Annotated in this window: 15 protein-coding genes; 1 reads left to right on the top strand and 14 read right to left on the bottom strand. The window is 63.6% G+C overall.

Translation table 11 applies throughout. The features are described 5' to 3' along the window. From FJ958_RS26310 to FJ958_RS26295, 4 genes are all read right to left on the bottom strand, one after another. On the bottom strand, window positions 1-1,697 hold a 1,697-nt coding region (locus tag FJ958_RS26310), incomplete at its 3' end, for an SdrD B-like domain-containing protein (RefSeq protein WP_210243481.1). A gap of 89 nt (window positions 1,698-1,786) precedes the next feature. Then, window positions 1,787-3,088 (bottom strand): HlyD family type I secretion periplasmic adaptor subunit, encoded by a 1,302-nt coding sequence (locus FJ958_RS26305; RefSeq protein ID WP_140747290.1) that lies wholly within the window; start codon window positions 3,086-3,088, stop codon window positions 1,787-1,789. A 1-nt stretch (window position 3,089) separates the two neighbouring features. Further along, window positions 3,090-5,129 (bottom strand): type I secretion system permease/ATPase, encoded by a 2,040-nt coding sequence (locus tag FJ958_RS26300; protein WP_246679767.1) that lies wholly within the window; start codon window positions 5,127-5,129, stop codon window positions 3,090-3,092. A gap of 1,032 nt (window positions 5,130-6,161) precedes the next feature. Continuing rightward, on the bottom strand, window positions 6,162-7,508 hold the full coding sequence (locus FJ958_RS26295; protein ID WP_140747287.1) for an FAD-binding oxidoreductase: 1,347 nt from the start codon (window positions 7,506-7,508) through the stop codon (window positions 6,162-6,164). Here FJ958_RS26295 and FJ958_RS26290 point away from each other — a divergent pair. Then, window positions 7,489-7,815 (top strand): hypothetical protein, encoded by a 327-nt coding sequence (locus FJ958_RS26290; protein WP_140747284.1) that lies wholly within the window; start codon window positions 7,489-7,491, stop codon window positions 7,813-7,815. The two genes, FJ958_RS26295 and FJ958_RS26290, sit on opposite strands and share 20 nt — an antisense overlap. Before the next feature lie 34 nt (window positions 7,816-7,849). Here FJ958_RS26290 and FJ958_RS26285 read toward each other — a convergent pair whose 3' ends face one another. The 10 genes from FJ958_RS26285 to FJ958_RS26240 form a co-directional block, all read right to left on the bottom strand. After that, the gene (locus FJ958_RS26285) at window positions 7,850-8,695 is read right to left on the bottom strand and encodes an SMP-30/gluconolactonase/LRE family protein (RefSeq protein ID WP_140747282.1); all 846 of its coding nucleotides are present in this window, start codon (window positions 8,693-8,695) and stop codon (window positions 7,850-7,852) included. 6 nt (window positions 8,696-8,701) lie between these two features. Beyond that, the gene (locus FJ958_RS26280; RefSeq protein ID WP_140747279.1) at window positions 8,702-10,471 is read right to left on the bottom strand and encodes a CoA-transferase; all 1,770 of its coding nucleotides are present in this window, start codon (window positions 10,469-10,471) and stop codon (window positions 8,702-8,704) included. A gap of 14 nt (window positions 10,472-10,485) precedes the next feature. Then, window positions 10,486-11,502, bottom strand: a complete 1,017-nt coding sequence (locus FJ958_RS26275; RefSeq protein ID WP_140747276.1) for a hypothetical protein — start codon at window positions 11,500-11,502, stop codon at window positions 10,486-10,488. Then, window positions 11,499-12,281, bottom strand: a complete 783-nt coding sequence (locus tag FJ958_RS26270; RefSeq protein WP_140747273.1) for an enoyl-CoA hydratase/isomerase family protein — start codon at window positions 12,279-12,281, stop codon at window positions 11,499-11,501. The genes FJ958_RS26275 and FJ958_RS26270 overlap by 4 nt, the downstream gene beginning before the upstream one ends. Before the next feature lie 2 nt (window positions 12,282-12,283). Beyond that, a complete protein-coding gene (locus FJ958_RS26265; protein ID WP_140747270.1) occupies window positions 12,284-13,489 on the bottom strand; it encodes a CaiB/BaiF CoA-transferase family protein in 1,206 nt (401 codons plus the stop codon). A gap of 21 nt (window positions 13,490-13,510) precedes the next feature. After that, window positions 13,511-14,296: an SDR family oxidoreductase gene (locus tag FJ958_RS26260; protein ID WP_140747267.1), complete on the bottom strand. Its 786-nt coding sequence runs from the start codon at window positions 14,294-14,296 to the stop codon at window positions 13,511-13,513. Window position 14,297: 1 nt separating this feature from the next. Next, on the bottom strand, window positions 14,298-15,293 hold the full coding sequence (locus tag FJ958_RS26255; protein WP_140747264.1) for an ABC transporter permease: 996 nt from the start codon (window positions 15,291-15,293) through the stop codon (window positions 14,298-14,300). Between the two features lie 48 nt (window positions 15,294-15,341). Beyond that, window positions 15,342-16,874 (bottom strand): sugar ABC transporter ATP-binding protein, encoded by a 1,533-nt coding sequence (locus FJ958_RS26250; RefSeq protein WP_140747261.1) that lies wholly within the window; start codon window positions 16,872-16,874, stop codon window positions 15,342-15,344. Further along, entirely contained in the window at window positions 16,864-17,847 is a 984-nt protein-coding gene (locus FJ958_RS26245) for an ABC transporter permease (RefSeq protein WP_140747258.1), read from the bottom strand. The genes FJ958_RS26250 and FJ958_RS26245 overlap by 11 nt, the downstream gene beginning before the upstream one ends. Window positions 17,848-17,957: 110 nt before the next feature. After that, window positions 17,958-18,989 (bottom strand): sugar ABC transporter substrate-binding protein, encoded by a 1,032-nt coding sequence (locus tag FJ958_RS26240; protein WP_140747255.1) that lies wholly within the window; start codon window positions 18,987-18,989, stop codon window positions 17,958-17,960. Window positions 18,990-19,004 lie beyond the last annotated feature (15 nt).

Raw genomic sequence — 19,004 nt, 5'->3', positions numbered from 1 at the left:
CCGACCGTCTGCACATAGCCGTTCGGCAGGACTTCATAGACCTTCTTGCCGGCATAGCTGGCGTCAAGCCCGCCGAATGACCAGCTGCCGTCGGCGGCGGTCACGGTCTGGTTGGCCGCGCCGTCGTCGTTGGCCCCGTTGCCGTTCTTGTCGATGAAGATCGTCACGTTGGCCAGCGGGGTATCGTCGGCCGACAGGCCGTTGCCGGTGATGTCGGTGTATTTGTGGCCCGAGATCGAGAACAGCTGGAAATTCCCGAAGTCGTTGTTGTGGCTGGACTGCCCCGCTGCCAAAGTGACGGTGTACTCGCCCTCTGGGGTGTTCGGCGCATCCTGCGTCCATCCCGCTTGCGGCACCTCGCGGATCGTGTAGGTGCCGGGCGTGACGGTGAATTTATAATACCCGTTCGCGTCGGTGACCGCAAACGGCTCGCCCGCATCCAGGTGGTTGTTGTTGTTGGCATCGAGATAGATCGTCCAGCCGCTGAGAGCCGGCTCCCCGGCCTCCCAAATATGGTCGGTGTTCAGGTCGTTGAACTTGTGGCCATCGATCACCTGGCCGATCTGGCGGTTCCATTCCTCGAAACCGGAATTAGCCGCCCAAGTGCTCGGCTCCGATTCGTTTGGCCCTTGATAGCCGCCGGCTTGATAGCCGAACGCAGAATAGAGATAGATATAAGGCTGGCTCGCATTGAAATCGGCGACCGGAACCAGCAGCGACATGTCGGTGGTGTTGCCGCTACCCGGCTGGAGCTGGCCGTTCAACCCAACAAACGTATCGCCGCCGCTATCCATATTGTAGATCAGCGAAGCGTTGTCGGCCCCCGGGAAGCCGCCCGTACCCTGTTCCGGGGTCGCTCCGGGATCGTAATCATGCAAATCAGCGGTAGGTGCCTGCCAGATCTGAAGTGTATCCAATGAAAGGTTCTGAGCGACGCCTTTGTTGGCCTGATTGATGTCAAGATCAAACCGATAGTAGCCGACACCATCTACGAATTGAATCGGAATGTCGGAAATATTCAGTGAATGAATGAAGTTGGTGCCGCCCTTTCCGGCATTATCCAGGACGAAATCGTTAAAATCCGTATTATATCCCTGCTCCGTAGTGCCGTTTCCATGAGCCTGGACTTGGGAGAAAGGAGCAAGCAGACCCGTTCCGGCACCGATGACGAGGTTCGAGGACGAAAAGAGTGCACCGTTAATCGTTACGGTGTTTTCAAAGGTCAGATCGTTGGGTGGCGGGTTAGGCGGCAGCGCATCGGTAAAGTTCGCCGTTGCCGAGGCGCCGGAGGCAGCGTCGGTCGCGGTCAGCACGAAGGCCTGGTTCGCCGCGTCGGCATTGACATACCATGAGGTCTTGACCGAGCCGTTGACGATCCCATCCAGGTCGCCGACGCCACCGTCGGTGACGGTCCAGGGCGTACCGGTTCCGGTGAGATCGTAGGCGAGCACATCATCCGCGGTGCCGAGGATCCCATCAGCGCCTGCGGCGATGTGGGCGACCTGGAACGTGAACGTGCCGCCGTCCGCGATATCGGTGGTCGTGATCCCCACCGTCTCGCCGGGCACGTAGTCCGCATCCGCATGATCGAGCGAGACTGCAAGTGGCGGAACGGGATCGGTGCTTCCCGTCGTGGTGGGATCTGATGTCGCAAGCAGATCAGTCGTCAGATTGTCCGTAATATCGCTAGAGGCCATGATTTTTCCCCTTAACTTTGAATGCGGCACCGTCGGGTGCGGTTACTTATCGTCGTTTCTATTTTCATTTCCCGCCTGAGGCGGGTTTTTTACTGTCTGAAGGCTCTGGTGATCTGGTCCTGCAACGGCTTCACGAGGTAGGACATCACCGAACGGTCCTCGGTCTTGATGAAGGATTCCACCGGCATGCCGGGCACCAGCTTGACCTCGCCGAGGCGCGCAACCTGGGCGGCGGTCGTCCTGATGCGCACGGTGTAGTAGCTGACACCGGTGCGCTGATCGGTTGCGATGTCGGGCGAGGTCCGCTCGACCACGCCGTCGATCTGCGGCGTCGTGCGGGTGCTGAATGCGGAAAAGCGCAGCGAGGCCGACTGGCCGACCCATAACTTGTCGATGTCGCTGGGCGCGATCCTGGCTTCCACGGCAAGGCTGTCATTGTCCGGCACGACCTGCATGATCGTCTGGCCGGCCTGAATCACGCCGCCGATCGTATAGGCGAGCGACTGTTGTACGACGCCGTTCTGCGGCGCGCGAACGTCGACCCGCTTCAACTGGTCCTCGGCGGCGACCTTGCGCTCCAAGAGCTCGCCCATCTTGCCGTCGATGTCGCGCAGGTCGCTGTTCACTTCGGTGCTGAGGTCAAGGTCGATCTGGATGATCTGCAGCTTGATCTCCGCGATCTTTCCTTGAGCCTGCGCCTGCGCGGCAACGAGCTGGCCGCGTTCGCCGTCGAGGCGCGTGGCTTCGCGCTCGGCCGAGGTCAGGCGATCGATGGAAATGAGCTTCTTGGCCCAAAGCGCGCGCACCGAAGCGAGCTCCTTTTGCTCCAGCTCGATCTCCTTGCTCTTGGCATCCGCCTGTGCGACGTCGCCGGCGATCTCCTTCTCGAGTTGGGCGATGCGTTCCCCGAGCTGGCTTTTCTGACCGGCGCGGGACATGCGTCGGGTCTCGAAATGCTGCTTCTCGCCAGCCACCGCCTCGGCGACGTCGGGATCAGCGACGCGATCCAGAAGATCATTCGGGAAGATGATGGCGTCGCTGCCGCGGCGCTCCGAATCGAGACGGGCCTTACGCGCCGTGAGCTGGTCGAGCGCCTTGCTCACCACCGCGAGATTGGCGGCCGGCATGGTGCGGTCGAGGCGAAGCAAAAGGTCGCCGGCCTTGACGCGGTCGCCGTCGCGGGCATCGATCTCGGCAATGATGCCACCGGTCGCATGCTGAACGTTCTTGACGTGAGAATCGACGACGAGCGTGCCGGGGGCGATGACCGCGCCGGCAATCTCGGTGACCGAGGCCCAGCCGCCGACGCCTCCGCCGAGCAGTAGCACGGCTCCGAGCCCAAGCCTCGTGTAGAAGCGGATCGACGCATGCGAGGCGCCCGACGGAGTCATGTCAGTTCCCTCCCTCAGTTCCGTTAGCGACAGCCGGGGCGCCGGATTCCGCGGCCACCCTCAGCGTTGGACCGGCGGCCGGTACGGGCCGCAGCGTCGGGAACATCTTGGCGAAGACCTCGTCCTTCGGTCCGAAGTCGTGGATGCGCCCCTGATTCATCGCCAGGACAAAATCGACCGCCGTCAGCACGTTCGGACGATGGGCGACGATGACAACCACGCCGCCGCGTTCGCGAACGCCAAGCATGGCCCGGATCAATGCCTGCTCGCCATCCATGTCGAGGTTGGAATTCGGCTCGTCGAGCACCACGAGGAACGGATCGCGATAGAGCGCGCGGGCGAGCGCAATACGCTGGCGCTGTCCGGCCGAAAGCGCCTCGCCATGCTCGCCGATCTCAGTCTCGTAGCCCTGACGGAACCCCACGATCAGTTCGTGCGCGCCCGCGGCCTTGGCCGCGGCGATGATTGCATCCGCATCGGCGTCCGGCTCGAAGCGGGCGATATTTTCGGCCACGGTGCCGGCGAACAGTTCCACATCCTGCGGCAGGTAGCCGATATGGCGGCCACGCTCTTGTGACGACCACTGGTCGAGATCGGCGCCGTCCAGCTTGACGCGACCGCTTACGGGCTGCCAGGCCCCGACGAGAGCCCTGACTAAGGTCGACTTCCCCGAGCCGCTTGGGCCGATGATACCCAGCCCGTGGCCGGCCTCCATGGCGAAGCTGGCATCCTGCACCAGCAGCCGCTGGGTTCCCGGGGCCACGATGGCGGCGCCGTGCATCATGACATTGGCGTTTGGCGCCGGCAGCAGCATCGCTTCGGCTTCGGCGGGCATAGCCGCAAGCACCCGGCTCAGCCGTTGCCAGCCCTGGCGCGCGCCGACGAACCCCTTCCAATTGGCGATCGCGAGATCGACCGGCGCCAGTGCGCGGCCGCTGATGATGGAAGCGGCGATGATGACGCCCGCCGTCGCCTGCTCCTCGATAACCAGCCATGCGCCAATGCCGAGCATGGATGACTGCAGCAGCATGCGCAGTACTTTCGAGACCGCGCCGAAACTGCCGGCAACGTCGCTCACCTTGCGCTGGTCGGCAATGTATTCGAGGTTGGCATCTTCCCAACGTGCGGCAAGCCCGCCAGCCATGCCCATGGCGGCGACGACTTCCGCATTGCGGCTGCCGGCCGTAATCAGCCCGCTACGCCGGTTCCCGCTCAAGGTTGCGGAAGACACCGGTTTTCGCGTCAACCGCTCTGCGAGCAGGGTCAGCAAGACCAAAACGATCGCCCCAAACAGCGCCGTCACGCCAAGCACCCAGTGGAACATTAAGATGATGATCAGATAGATCGGCATCCATGGAAGGTCGAACAGCGCCGTTGGACCCATGCCGGACAAGAAGCCGCGCACGCTATCGAGATCCCGCATCGGCTGCAGGCTGTCACCCTCGCGCCCAGCCTTCAGCGGCAGTCTCAGCATCGACGTATACACACGGTGACCAAGAGCCTCGTCGAGAGCGCCGCCGATCCTAACCAGAACCCGCGCGCGCACGAAATCGAGAAAGCCCTGCCCGCAGTAAAGGATGATGAGCAGTATCGAAATGCCGACGAGCGTCGGCAGGCTGCGGCTCGGCAGCACGCGGTCATAGACCTCGAGCATGTAGAGCGAGCCTGCGAGCATCAGCAAATTGAGCATGCCGCTGAACAAGCCGACCGCAAGGAAGGCCGACCGGCACCTGGCAAGCGCCGCGGAGAGCTCCGAGCGAGCGGAGCCGGCCGGCCGCTGGCCGATCGGTCTCGCCGACGGCTTGCCACGTGCCACGGTCGGATGATGTGCGTCGCCGATGGCATTTCGTACGGCGTCGCCGCGAGCGCGGAATATGGCCAGGCAACCGAAACTCGCTATCGCCACCGCGCCGAGCATCGAGCCCGGCGATGTATGCCGGCCGGAACCCAGGAGAAAGAAACTGACGACGCATGCGATGAGGATCAAGCCGAAAAGCTTGATCTTTGCCTGCTGCGATCGAAACGTTGCCTTGCCCATCATTTGCAGACCGACGCCTTACTGAACTGCACAGTCGCAGCTTTCCTTGCACATCCCGGACACGTAAGCCGCCGGGATTGGCATGTTGGCCGCGCAAGGCGGCTAACTACCCCATGCCGAAAGGCGTGCGGCGCCCAATTTTTTGCGGGAGAAGAAGGATCAGAGCGCCACGCGAACCGCGCGCAACCATTCAATCCGGCCCTGAGCGGCCAGCCGATGGCGGTACACGGACGAGCGTGGCTAAATAATAATGGCTGCGACGACTATAAAAGCCGCGCTTCGTACCTCCCGCCCCAGTAGCGCCGCAACTCATCGTAACCGATGAAAAATATTAGCAGCACCTTATATTAGCAAATCCTTAACTCTACCGGTGCCGTGCGTCAACGGGAAATTCAATGAAGACTCAGTGACAAGCCTCAAGCTTACGCCTCGTTGTCCTCGATCACATGCCCAGCGACGCTGCTTATCGGCTGCGATAACAGCCTACCCATGAGCTTGATGAACATCGACACTGCATCGTCGGTGAGCTTCTGGCCACATGGCGGCGCTCATTCGGCCACCATGGAAGTGGTGTGGATGCCGGTGTCGTTGATCAGGATATCAATCCGCCCAAGTGCCCCTTCCACCTTCTTGACAGCACGCGCCGTCGGGTCGAGCGCGGAGGTCGGCTCGTGTAGGACAACGAGTTCGGCTTGGTGACCATGGCGCGTCCAATGCCGACGCCCTGCTGTTGGCGGAGGAAAGCTCGGATGGATAGGGGTCCAACATGGCAGGCGCCTTTCCGCGACCGGAGGCGCCGTCAATGCCCCCAAGTCTCATCGACTTCAGATTCTGGAAAGGCACGATCAGCCTTTCGTTGCAGCCGCGACGAGATATTTTTCCCGAGGGAAAGCTGATCGCGATCATGCAGCCCCCCGCACAGGCGGTGGGCATGCCGGTCGCGCGCTCAGCGTGTAGAGCCATGCCGAACAGATCGTGCGGTTCGTCAGGGTCAGCCAGCGTGTCGGGGATCCTGGGGCTCAGGGCAAGCGACGTCTAAAGGGAAGGTCCCAGATGGATGGGACTGCCGTCGCTGAACCGGGACAGACGGAACCGGTGAAGGTTGTGCCCTGTCTGGTTGCCCTGAATCAAATCGGACAGGATACGGCCAATCCCAGGGCCTATGCCGAAGCCGTGACCGCTCATTCCTGTCGCAATGGCCAGGCCGGGAAGCGCGGCCGCGCGGTCGACAACAGGCACGACGTCCGGCATCGCATCGATCATGCCGGCCCATCTGGCCTTGAGCGGCACCGCGTCGAATTGCGGGAAGAGGCTCCTGAAGCCGGCGTCGATGGCGCGAAGGGCCCTGGCCTCGGGAGCAGGATTGAGAACGCGCATCCTTTCGAACGGGCTTTCCTTGTCCGCATCCCATTTGCGTGGGGTCGACCAGGCGTCCGGATAGGCACGGGGTGCCGCCGGCCGGTAGCGCGTGCCGAACGGACTTGCCTTCAGGGCGGGCAGATATTTCGGTGCGTGGCGAAAAGCGTCCGGCCCTACATAGAGCAGATGGCTGCCTCCCGCCGCCAGCGTATACCCGCCATCCTTTCTACGCCGGAACGCGATGTGTTCGTCCGCGGCGGCGCCCGCGTAGATTTCCGGCATAGGCGCGGTCGCCACGACGGTCGTTCTGACACTGAGCTGCGGGATCGAAACTCCGTGCGCGCGCAGGAACAGCGATGTCCACGCGCCGCTGGCGACAAGCACGTTCGACGTGGCAACGCGGCCTCGTTCGGTCCAGACGCCACTGACGCGCCCGGCGGAGATATCAAGCATGCGCGCGGCACAGTTCTCGATGATGGTGACACCCTGGCGAGCGGCCAGGCGGGCAAGCGCCGGCACAGCGACCCAGGGCTCGGCACGCATGTCCGACGGCGTGGTCATGGCGCCCTTGAAGGAGCGCGACATGGTCGGAATCAGCCTCGCGGTCTCACCCTGGTCGAGAAGACGTGTGTCGACGCCGTGAGCTTCGGCGATCTTCAGGAACTTGGCGAAACCGGCCATTTCCTTGTCGGTGCGCGCAAGGTAGGTAACGCCCGTCTGCGTCAAGCCTATGTCCTCGCCGGTCTCCTCGGCCAGTTGCCGCCAGAGACGCTGCGCTTCGATGACGATGGGCAGTTCGTCCGCATCGCGGCCCTGCTGGCGTATCCAGCCCCAGTTGCGCGAGGACTGCTCGGCGGCGATGCGCCCCTTCTCCAGCAAAGTCACCGGTATGTTGCGCCGCGCCAGGAACAAGGCCGCGGTCACGCCGATGATGCCGCCGCCGACAATCACGACATCCGACGTCTTCGGCAGCGGCGCTTGAAACTGGATTGGAGTGGCTTCAGTGAAGGGGAAGGTCGTCAAAGAGCATTGTCCTTTTGGTACGCCACGGCCCTGCACCGATGGCTGGTCCTGGCGGCGCGAGAGTCGCTCCCCTGGGACGTCGGCAACGCGTGAAGAGAGCGCTGGTCAGCACTACACGGTCGAACTCGGGAATTTGCGTGCCAGCACGATGAAATTGTTGGCCACCGTCGAGGCATCGCCGCGCCCGCTCTGTCGCAAGCTGGTCTTCGAGAAATATGTCGACACCACGCCGATGAGCATCGAACGCATCGAGGCGGAACTGCGGCGCAAGGTCAAAAAAGCCGGCGAGGAAAGCACCGTTGCTTAGCCGGGCAATGATGGCCATGGCATGATGCCGCAACTCAGCTGTTTGTCTCTCGAAGAGCCGCCAGATCAATCTCGGTGACATGCCAGCGGCCAAGATTTGCCGTGTAGAGTTTGTCGCCCTTGAAGGCGATGTTGGTGGGGTGCGCCAGCATGGTTGCCGCCGGGTCCTCGATCAGCACTTCGAGACCTTTGTCGACACGCCAGCGATAGATGCGGCTTGGCTCGTAGCACGAGATGAACAGCGAGCCGTCCGGCGCGAAGGCGACGCCGTCGGGAACGTTGTGCACGCCATCGACGACGACTTTTCGCGGCCCTGCCGTGCCGTCGGCTTGGATCGGCACATGGCTGATGCAGGCTGCATCGCTTTCCACGACATAGAGGCCGCTCCCCTCCGGCGCCATGGCCATGCCGTTGGCGAACGACATGGCCTCCCGGCACCACAGGCCGCCCTCGCCCGTCTCAAGGTGGTAGCGGAAGATGCCCGAGCGATGATCCTCGCCAACGCTGTCGGACACGTAGAGCCAGCCCCTTGCCTCATCGACTATGGGATAATTCGGCACACGGATGCCGGACGACGCGAAGCGCTCCATCCGGCCTGTCGCGGCGTCCCAGCGGAAGATCGCGGCATGCCTGAGATCGCAGGCAAAGCAGTTCCCCGCGCTGTCGAAGGCGATGCCAAGCAGAAAGCCGTCCGTGCCACCCATGCGCTCGACCGAACCGCCATCGGCGGCGAGCCGCAGCAGGTCGCCGGTTTCGGTGCCGCACCAGATCGATCCGTCACGGTGGACCGCAACGCCCTCCGGGTGCGCGACGCGCGGATTGGTGAAGATGCCGTCGAAAAAGACGCGCGCGGCGGACATGTCGAGCAACGGCTTGGCCATGGGTCCTCAGCTTTCGGTGAGCGATCTCTGGGCGGCGATACAGCGTGCGACCATGGCGCGGTCGGCCGCAAGAATCTCCGCGATGAGCGCACCGCGCTCCTTGGCGCTGACGAATTCCAAGCGACGCAGGCCGAGTGGGTCGATGCGGTTTCGCAAGATGGCAAGCGCCTCCCCGGAAGGCAGCGGAACCTCCCGGCAATCGGCGCCGAATGTCACCGCGAAACCGGTGGCGTCGCGGATCTGCCGGTACCTAACGCCGGGCATGATCTCGATGACGGTCAATTCCCTGGATATCTGATCAAGCCGGAAGACGCAGAGATCGGTGAAGACCAGCGCCTTGCCGGTGCGATAGCCCATCGGCTCGCGCTCGGCCGGCGTCAGCAGCCCACGGGCGGAACTCGCGATCTCCACCTTATCCACCAGTGACTGGACCGAATGGCGTGGGAGATAGAGCAAATAGTCGCGATGCATGTTGGCGATGTCGGCCATGCCGCCCTGCCCCGGCAGCCGGATCGGGCCACCGCCCGGTTTGCGCAGTTCGATGGTGTTGACGCGGCCGCGCCGGTCAACCTGGGCGGCGCCGACGATCTCATGGGTCACCGCACCCGCCTGATAGTAGGTCGAATAAGTGTCGTCGCCACCGGCATGCGCCACCGCCGTCTCGCAATCCAGGCTCTCGATCAGCGACAGGATCATCGGGCTCGGCGCGATGTCGAGGTGGCCGCAGCTCATTGTCGCGATGATCATGTCGGGCGCGTGGGTAGCCTTGGCCAGCCGGTAGGCGACGTTGGCCAGCGGCGACACCGCGCCGGCGCTGGCAAAACTCTCATTGTCGAGCTCGGCCGCGATACGGGCGGCAATGATCTCGTCGACGGACGCTTTCATTTCGCCGTGCACCGGCGTGGGCATCGCGACGACCGTTTCCGCACGAACCTTTGCAGCTTCTTGAAGCGGCGCCGGAACACCTTTGGAAGGCAGGCGCAGATTGTCCGCCAGTGGTGTTTCCCGGGCCGCGAATGCCTCCGCCAATCGCTGATAGTCCGTGACATAGAATGGCAGACACGAGGCCGGATAAGCGCCGCCGGGCGCCAGCGCTATGGCCGAAACCTGGTTGCGGGTGAGGATGCTCTGGCGCTCGTCATGCCGAAGCGTCCCGACCGGCACGATCTCCTCGACCGTGACCAGCACCTGTCGCGCGGCTCCCGCCATGGCGAAGTCCAAGGCGCGCGGCCCGATGATCTGCACATTGCCGCTTTCATCCGCGCGCTGGGCGTGGACGACGAACGTATCGAGCCGCAATGGTGGGATGAACCCGGTGGCGGCTCCGGAAATCGGATCGGACGCGGCATGCGCACCTGGCACCCGCGCCAGCATGTCTGATCCCAGCGGAAGCTGGAACGGCATGGACGGCAGGTTTTGCTGGGCGGCGCGCAGCGCCTGGATCATCGCGAGCGCCGTCCAATCGCGAACCGGAATGGCACCGCTCTCAGCGGCGGCACGGAACCGGGGCGGCAGGCCGAAAATGTCGAGGCTGGAAAAGCAAAGGTCGATTTCCGCCACAGCATCTGCTTCGAGCATCAGTTCGAGCGGCAATCCACCTGCCCAGCATACGTAGTGCAAGTCCTTGGCGCCCGATTGGGCTATCGCACGCAGCAAGGCGATCGGCAGCCGGGCGAAATGGTGGCCGCCGACGCCGAGCGAGCCGCCTTGGCCGACCATAGCGGCCAGTCCGGCGACATCAGTGAAACGCGGCCGGTTCGGCTTGACCAGGGACATTGCGGCACGGTTCGTCACAGCGCGGATGCCTCGATGCGATAACGGGTCACGAACGGTTGTTCTGGCGAGAAGTCCAGCGCCGTCGCGATACCGGATTGGGCGATGGGATTGTCGGCCTTAGCGGTTGCCGGGCCGAGCCCGAAGGGCGAGCTGACCGGCTCGATGCCGATGGCGACATGGCGCCCATTCCAGGGAGCCGCCTTGCGGCCGCGATTGGAGTACCAGAGCAGGAGGCTTGGGAAATGCTCCTTCTGCCACCCAAGCGTCACCCGGTACCCGTCCTCATGGTTGGCGAGCGTCGCCATGCCGTCGACGCCTTCGATCTGCAGCAGTTCCTCGGTGTCCGCGGCCAATGGCAGGCGCGAGGCGTCAGCCATTCCGCCGCCTCGGGCGAGCACGCTGCTCAAGTCGGCGAACGTCGAGTTCCGGGCAAACAGCTCAACACCCGGTTCGACATCGTGAGGATAGGTACGGCCCTGCTCGAAGTGGCCGAGTTCTAGCGTGGCCGCGCCCGTCTCGAAAGGCAGCCGGAACACCGGATGCAGGCCGATCGGCAAGCGGCAGGCGCGGCGGACGACGACCTTGAATTCAATGTCGATGGCTGGCGCTGATTGATCAGGTGTTATCGTCCGTTCAACCCGCTCGACAGGGCTGCCCCGGGGATAGTCCAGTATCAGCGACAGCGACCCGCTCCGGTTGTGGTGCCAGCTCCAGTCATGGTTGGAGCTGTGGCCATGGACCTCTTCATCCTGTTCCGGCGGCCCCATGACGCGTGCCCAATTCCCGGGCCATTCGTCGGCAGGCACCGAATAGCCGAAGGGCACGCAAGGCCATTCACCGCGCAGTTTACGCAGGATACCAGGCAGCGCTCCCGCCTCCGGTTCGTTCGACCACGGTGCAACGTGCATTGGCGAGACCTGCCGGCCATCGGCCAGCAGGAACGTGACCGGCGCCAGCATCGCGCCGAGCCGCTGGACGGTCAGCGCGCCATGCGCCCAGCCCAGTCCGCGATAGTCGTCGTTGCCTTTCACGGCCCGGCCTTCTTCACAGCACTCCTGTCGGCGAATTCCTTGACGCGTTGCTGGCCGATCTCGCCGCGATAGAGATCGCCCAGTATGTCGCGCTCCATGGCGAGGCCGTCGGCCAGATCACCCGACATGGCATGCGCGGTCAGCGCCTTCAGCCCTTCGATGGCAGCGGCGGGCTCGGCGGCGATCATCCCCGCCAGTTCCAGCGCACGCGGCATCAGCCGGTCGACATCGACGATCTCATTGACCAGCCCGGCATGGACGAATTCCGAGGCCGGCACGATGGCTCCGGTCATCAGGAGAAGATTGGCGCGGTTGCGGCCGAGCTTGGCGACGGTGCGCTGCGTGCCGCCGCCGCCCGGGATCAGCCCGAGCTTGATCTCCGGCAGGCCGAGTTTGGCGAACTGGTTGGCGATGACGATATCGCAGCACAGCACCAGCTCCATGCCGCCGCCCAGAGCGAAACCATTGACCGCGGCGATCACCGGTCTGCGGTTGTTCTCGATTGCCGCATACATGCGTGTGCCGGCAGCCTGGAACGTGTCGAATTCGGGGCCGGTTTGCGCGGCATATTCCTTGATGTCGGCACCGGCCATGAAGCCGCGCCCCTCGCCGGTCACCACGATCGCACCGACGCCCTCCTCGGCCGACAGAGCCTCGAAGGCCTCGGTGATCTCGCCCTGCATCAGCCGGTTCATGGCGTTGAGCTGGTCGGCGCGGCGGAAGGTGACGATCGCGACACGGCCGGCGGTTTCGACCGTGAGTGTCTGGTAGGCGCGCATCGTCAGGCCGCATCCACGGTCATGTCGCCGGACGCTTCCAGCGCCGCGATCTCATCCTTCGACAGGCCGAACTCGGCCAGGATCTCGCGGCCGTGCTGGCCGACCAGTGGGGCCGGCCGCTCGATAGTCGCCGGCGTCTCGCTCATCTTGACCGCGGGCGCCACGACCCGCACCTTGCCGCCACGAGGATGATCGTAGCTGGTGATCATGCCCATATGCGTGACCTGCGGGTCCTCGGCCGCGCGGCGGATATCCTTCACCTCCGCGCACCAGATGTCGGCCGCCAGAAGCCGCGCCAGCAAATCCTGCGTGCCGAATTTCTTCGTCTCGGCATTGACCTTCTCGAACACCTCGTCGCGCTTGTCGAACAAGGTCTTCAGGTCGTCATAGAGGGCGAGCTGCGGTGCCTCCAGCACTTCGTACAACGTCTTGAACGGGCTCATGGCGATCGACACGTAGCCGCCGTCACTCGTCTCGTAGATGCCGAACGGCGCCTGCATGCCGGGATGGCCGATGCCGGAGTTCGGGCGCACGAAATCTTCGCCGAGGTTGAGCACGGCGACATATTCCTGGTTGAGATGCGCCAGAAGGCCGGCCAGCAGGTTGACCTCGATCTTCTGGCCCTTGCCGGTCTTCTCACGATAGTAAAGCGCCGACAGGATACCATAGACCATGTTCATGGCACCGATCTGGTCGGCGAGGCCCGCGCCGGCGGGAACCGGAGCCTGGTCACCACGGCCAGTGTTGGCGATCAGCCCGGCGAGCCCCTGGATCAGCATGTCCTGGCCGGGACGTTCGACATAGGGGCCTTCCTCGCCATAGCCCGAACCCGAGCAGTAGATGATGCGCGGATTGACGGCCTTGAAGTCCTCATAGCCATAGCCGAGCTTGGCCAGCACGCCGGGGCGGAAATTCTGCACCACCACGTCGGCGCTCTTGGCCATCTCCATGACGATGGCATGGACCTTGCGGCTCTTCAGGTTCAGCGCGATCGAGCGCTTGTTGCGGTTCCAGGCGAGGAAGTTCGGGCTTTCCGAGCCGCCCACCCATTTGGCGAAGAAGGTCATGCCGCGGAACATATCGCCGGCGCCGGCGCGCTCGACCTTGATGACATCGGCGCCCATGTCGCCGAGCAGCTGCGTAGCGAACGGCCCCTGCAGCAGATGGCTGAAGTCGAGGATGCGGACGCCTTCGAGGGCCTTGTTCATTTCATGTCTCGTTTCAAAGTTTCAAAGCAGTTCGGGAACGTAGCGCGGCGCGGCGGTCAGTCCGCCGTCGACGCGCAGATCAGTACCGGTCGTGAAGCCCGCCGCGTCGGAGGCGAGATAGACAGCCGCCTCGGCCACTTCAGAGGGTTCGCCGATACGGCCGAGCGGATGCATCTTGACCCAGGCCTTGGCGAGGTTGCCGCCGATTTCCTTGATCAGTCTGTCGTTCATCGGCGTGTTGATGGTGCCGGGCGAGATCGAATTGACGCGGATGTTCATCGGCCCGAATTCGACCGCCATCTGGCGCGTCATTGCCATCACCGCGCCCTTGGCGCCGGCATAGGCGGTCCAGCCGTCGAGGCCGATATGGCCTTGTGCGGAAGCCATGTTGATGATCGAGCCGGACTTCTGCGCGATCATGTGCGGCAGCGCATATTTGCAGCCGCGAAACACGCTGGTCAGGTTGACCGACATCAGCCGATGCCACTGCTCGTCGGTCATTTCATGCACGGGCATGCCGCCGATGGCGATGGCGGCATTGTTGACCAGGATGTCGAGACGCCCGGTCTTCTTCACGGCACTGTCGATGAGGCCCGCGATATCGGCCTCACGCGAGACATCGCAATGCACATAGTCGGCCCGATGCCCGGCTGCTCGCAATACCGCCGCAAAGTCCTCGCCCGCGCTATCGGCGATGTCGCCCAGGAAGACGTGCGCCCCTTCCCGCGCCATGGCCTCGGCGATCGCATGGCCGATGCCGTCCGCGGCGCCGGTGATGATAGCGGTTTTTCCTTCAAGACGAGCCATATCAGCCTCCGTTCGCGCGCCGGCGTTTCGCCTCGTCGAAAGCGACGGCCGCAATGATGATCATGCCGGTGATAACCAGCTGCCATTCGGTGGGCAGGCCGAGCCCGCGCAGACCATTGGACAGGAACTGCAGGATGAGCACACCGAGCGCCATGCCGGTCAGGCTGCCGATGCCACCGGCAAGGCTGACCCCGCCAAGCACCGTGGCGGCCACGACCTGGAATTCGAAATTCAACCCCGCCGTATGCTGCGCCGAGCCGACCCGCGCGGCCAGGATGATGCCGGCGACCGTCGCCAGTAGCGCGCTGATGATGAAACAGACGAACTTGACGCGCCGCACATCGTAACCCGCCAGACGCGCCACTTCCTGATTGCCGCCAACGGCGTAGATCTGCCGCCCGAACGGCCGGTGCTGCATCATGTAGCCGAAGGCAACAAGCAGGACGATGGCAATGACCGCCGAATACGGCATGATGTTGAACAGCCGGCCATCCGACAGCGCGATGAAGCTGTCGAGGCTGGCATCGTCCGGGATCGCGCGTTGGCCGGTGTAAAGATAGACGCCGCCGCGCATGATGAACATCGTGCCGAGGGTCACGATCAGCGAGTTGATGCCGGCATAAGCGGTGAGATAGCCGTTCACCGCGCCGATGATCAGCCCAAACAGCAGCGCACCACCGACACCGAGGAGCAAAGAGTTGGTGTCGTTCATGATGATGATCAGCGGCAGGGCGATGGTTGCCAGCAGCGATCCTATGGAGATGTCCACTTCGCCGGAGATGAAGACGACCGCGCAGCCGATGCCAGCGATGAGCGGCAGCGAGGCCTGGCCAAGCACATTGGTCAGGTTGCGCACGGAAAAGAAATTCTCGACCGTGACGGAGAAGAACGCCAGCACCAGGATGAGGCAGACAAGCAGAGCCAGCTCCTGCCGGGCAAAGAGCCGCGCCAGCGTGGATGGCTGGGTTTTTGCGGAAGCCGTGCTAGCAAGGCTCATCGCTTGCTCCCTTCGAAAAGGCTGGGCCGATCGCGAAGCGTCATTGTCTCACCCGATCGCCGCATTGAGGATGTTCTCTTGCGTCGCTTCATCGCGCGACATGATCGCGGTCAGCCGGCCTTCGCACATCACCGCGATGCGGTCGGACAGACCAAGCAGCTCCGGCATCTCGGACGTCATCATGACCACCGCCAGGCCTTCGCCGGCGAGCCGGTCGATCAGCGCGAAGATTTCCGATTTGGCGCCGACATCGATGCCGCGCGTCGGCTCGTCGACGACGATGACCTTGAGGCCGCGCATCAGCCAGCGCGAGATCAGCACTTTCTGCTGGTTGCCGCCCGACAGATTCTTCACCTGCTGGAACAGGCTGGGCGTCTTAATGCGGAAGCGGTCGACATAATCCTGCACCGCGCGGTGCTCTTTCGCTTTGTCGACGAAGCCCAGTCGGGCGAAGGCACCAAGCGAGGCCAGGCTGGCATTCTGGTAGACAGGCAGCTCGCCCATCAGTCCCTCGCTCTTGCGGTCTTCGGTGAGCAGGCCGATGCCGAGCCGGACGCCGGTGCGCGTGTCATGCGGCGCGAGCCGGCTGCCGTCGACGGTGATCTTTCCCGAAATGATCGGATCATAGCCGACGATCGCCTTGGCGAGTTCGGTGCGGCCCGCCCCCATCAATCCGAAGAAGCCAAGCACCTCGCCGGCGCGTGCCTCGAACGACACATCGTCGAGCTTCTTCGCCGTGCTGAGCTTCTCCACCGACAGGGCAACCTTGCTGCCTGCCGCGCCGCGCTGGCGGGGAAACAGATTGTCGATGCGCCGGCCGATCATGTCCTGGATCAGCGTGTCGCTGGTGTGTTCGCCGATCGGCTTGGTCGAGATGTGACGCCCGTCGCGCAGCACCGTCACCGTGTCGGCGATCTCGAAGACCTCGTCGAGCTTGTGGCTGACATAGACCACAGCGATGCCGAGGCTGGCCAGCCGTCGGATGACGGTGAACAGCAGCGAGACCTCGTTCGGCGTCAGCGAGGACGTCGGCTCGTCCATCACCACCACGCGGGCTTCATGGGCGAGCGCGCGTGCTATCTCGACCATCTGCTGCTGGCTGACAGGCAGCGATCCGGTGCGCGCCGCCGGATCGACGTTGAAGCCGATGCGATTGAACAGGGCGGCTGAATCGGCGCGGATCTTCTTCCAGTCGATCGAGCCGGCCCTGCCGGTCGGATAGCCTTCGAGGAAGATATTCTCGGCGACGGTGAATTCGGAAATCAGCGCGATCTCCTGGAAGACGACCTTGATGCCTTCCTTCAAGCTGTCGCGCGGCGACTTGATGTCGACCTCGCGCCCGCGCAGCCGAATGGTGCCGGCATCCTTGCCATAGACGCCGGCCATGATCTTGATCAGCGTCGACTTGCCGGCGCCGTTCTCGCCCATCAGGGCATGGATCTTGCCGGGCTCAAGGGTGAAGTCGACATTGTCCAGCGCCACCACACCCGGGAAGCGCTTGTCGATGCCGCGCAGCTCCAGCGCCGGCACATCCTTGTCGATGACCACGCCTTCGCCGGGGTGAAGAAAATCAACGGACATTGGCTCTGTTCCGGATGATGTCGAGATAGGTGGCCAGGATGATGACGACGCCCGGCACCACCATCTGCAGGTCCTGGTTCCAGCCGAGGATGATGATGCCGTTGTCGATCACCTTCAGCACCAGCACGCCGAGCAAGGTGCCGAACAGCGAACCGCGGCCGCCGAGCAGGCTCGTGCCGCCGAGGATGACGGCGGCGATGACCGTCAGTTCAAAGCCACGGCCGGCGGTCGGCTGGCCGGCATTCATCAGCGACGACAGGATCATGCCGGCGGCGCCAACGCACAGGCCGGTGACGACGAAGGCAAACAGCTTGAGGCGTTCGGAACGCAGGCCGGACAGGCGCACCGCCTTTTCATTGGCGCCGACCGCGTAGAGGTAGCGGCCGAGCGTGGTGAAACGCAGTGTCACATAGGCGACCACGAAGATCAGCGCCGCCAGGATGACGGGAACCGGCACCGCGCCGACATAGCCGGCGCCGAGATCGGTGAAGCTGGCCAACTGGTTGTGGTTCTGCACCGCCTCGCGGGTGAAGAGATAGACGCCGCCCTGCAGCATCATCATGGTGCCGATGGTGGCGATCAACGAATTTACCCGCAATCGGGTGACGACCAGCCCGTTGAACAGGCCGACCCCGCCGGCAAAGGCAAGGGCCGCCAGCATGCCCAGCGTGAGGCTGTGGGTGGAATTGAGCACCGCCATCCCGATGCAGCCGACGAAGGCGAGCGACGCGCCGACCGACAGGTCGACCTCGGCGGTGATGATCAGCATGGTCATGCCCGAGGCGACGATCAGCACCAGCGCGCATTGGCGCAGGATGGCGATGATGTTGGCCTCCGAATAGAACTGTGGCGCGGCGATCGAGATAGCGATGCACAGCGCTGCCAGGATGATACCGAGCACAAGCTGGCTGCTGCCCAGAAGCTGGCCGCCGATAAAGCGCTTCGGCGCGGTGGCGTGAGTAAGCTCGCTCATTTCAGTCCATTCCGGGCCGATTGTCCCAGGCGTCGCGCCTGTCCTTGGCCGTCAACAGCTCTTGACTAGGCGCCCTTCCCGCATTGCGGGAAGGGCAATGTCGGCCGGCCTTACTTCTTCAGGTCAGCCGAGGTCTTCATGCACTTTGCCGGCGGCTGCAGCGCGTTGACGGCATCCCATTTGATGGTACGGATCTTGCCGTCATAATCGTAGTACTTCTTCCAGTCCTCGCCGTTCATCGGCGCGGTCGGGCTGACGATGTGCTCCGGCACTTCCTCTTTGTTGAAGAGCTTGACCGCGGCATCGATGGCGGTGAGGCCTTCCTTCTCCGGGAACATCGCGGCTTCGATACGGTAGGACGGCTCGTTCTGCATCGCGTTGATGAAGGCAAGGCCTTCGCCTCCGGTGCCGACGGTCAACAGGCCGTCCTGCGACTTGCCAGCCGCCTTCCAGGCCTGCAGGCCGCCCAGCGAGGATGAATCGTTGATGCCGTAGATGATGTTGATGTCGGCGTTCTTGGCGAGGGCCGCCGATGACACTTCGAGCGCGCGGTCCGGGTTGCCGCCGCCATCGAGGTCGTGGACCATGACCGCATCAGGGACGATGGTCTTCAGCCCGTCCATGAAGCCGTGCGAGCGCAGCACCGTGGCCGAAAGCAGCGGCAGGCCGACATTCATCACCTTGGCAACGCCGCCGAGCTTTTCCTTGGCATATTTGCCGGCTTCGACGCCAGACATGTAGCCGGTGTCGTAGTCGCAGATGGCGACCATCGTGGTCATGCCCTTGACCGGGTTTCCCTCGAGCACAACGGGGATGTTGGCGGCTTTGGCCTGACGCAGCAGCGGCACCACGCCTTCCTCGTTCACCGGGGTGATGATCAGCACGTCCACGCCCTTGGCGATAAAGTCTTCGGCCGCGGCGACCTGCTTCGATATATCGAGATTGGCGTCCTGCACCTCGACCTCGATGCCGAGTTCCTTGCCGTGAGCCTTCATGCCCTTGATGACGTTCTGATACCACTCATGGGTGGCGTAGTTGGTGACGTAGCCGATGCGCTTGGGCATGTTCTCGGCATGCGCGGCTGCCGCGCTCATCGCCAGCACGGCGGCGGATGCGAACAGGATTGACTTGGACCAGTGCATTTTCTTCTCCCAGGT

The organism is Mesorhizobium sp. B2-3-5, assembly GCF_006442395.1.
GTDB lineage: Bacteria > Pseudomonadota > Alphaproteobacteria > Rhizobiales > Rhizobiaceae > Mesorhizobium.
Note: the sequence above shows the minus strand (reverse complement) of the source record. Positions and strands in the feature narration are given on the sequence as shown.

What these genes read in the sequence shown, in the direction of transcription:
- FJ958_RS26270 (WP_140747273.1), bottom strand. Translation starts at nt 12,281, where the DNA reads ATGCGCGCCTACCAGACACTCACGGTCGAAACCGCCGGCCGTGTCGCG.
- FJ958_RS26265 (WP_140747270.1), bottom strand. Translation starts at nt 13,489, where the DNA reads ATGAACAAGGCCCTCGAAGGCGTCCGCATCCTCGACTTCAGCCATCTG.
- FJ958_RS26285 (WP_140747282.1), bottom strand. Translation starts at nt 8,695, where the DNA reads ATGGCCAAGCCGTTGCTCGACATGTCCGCCGCGCGCGTCTTTTTCGAC.
- FJ958_RS26245 (WP_140747258.1), bottom strand. Translation starts at nt 17,847, where the DNA reads ATGAGCGAGCTTACTCACGCCACCGCGCCGAAGCGCTTTATCGGCGGC.
- FJ958_RS26250 (WP_140747261.1), bottom strand. Translation starts at nt 16,874, where the DNA reads ATGTCCGTTGATTTTCTTCACCCCGGCGAAGGCGTGGTCATCGACAAG.
- FJ958_RS26240 (WP_140747255.1), bottom strand. Translation starts at nt 18,989, where the DNA reads ATGCACTGGTCCAAGTCAATCCTGTTCGCATCCGCCGCCGTGCTGGCG.
- FJ958_RS26300 (WP_246679767.1), bottom strand. Translation starts at nt 5,129, where the DNA reads ATGATGGGCAAGGCAACGTTTCGATCGCAGCAGGCAAAGATCAAGCTT.
- FJ958_RS26260 (WP_140747267.1), bottom strand. Translation starts at nt 14,296, where the DNA reads ATGGCTCGTCTTGAAGGAAAAACCGCTATCATCACCGGCGCCGCGGAC.
- FJ958_RS26255 (WP_140747264.1), bottom strand. Translation starts at nt 15,293, where the DNA reads ATGAGCCTTGCTAGCACGGCTTCCGCAAAAACCCAGCCATCCACGCTG.
- FJ958_RS26305 (WP_140747290.1), bottom strand. Translation starts at nt 3,088, where the DNA reads ATGACTCCGTCGGGCGCCTCGCATGCGTCGATCCGCTTCTACACGAGG.
- FJ958_RS26280 (WP_140747279.1), bottom strand. Translation starts at nt 10,471, where the DNA reads ATGTCCCTGGTCAAGCCGAACCGGCCGCGTTTCACTGATGTCGCCGGA.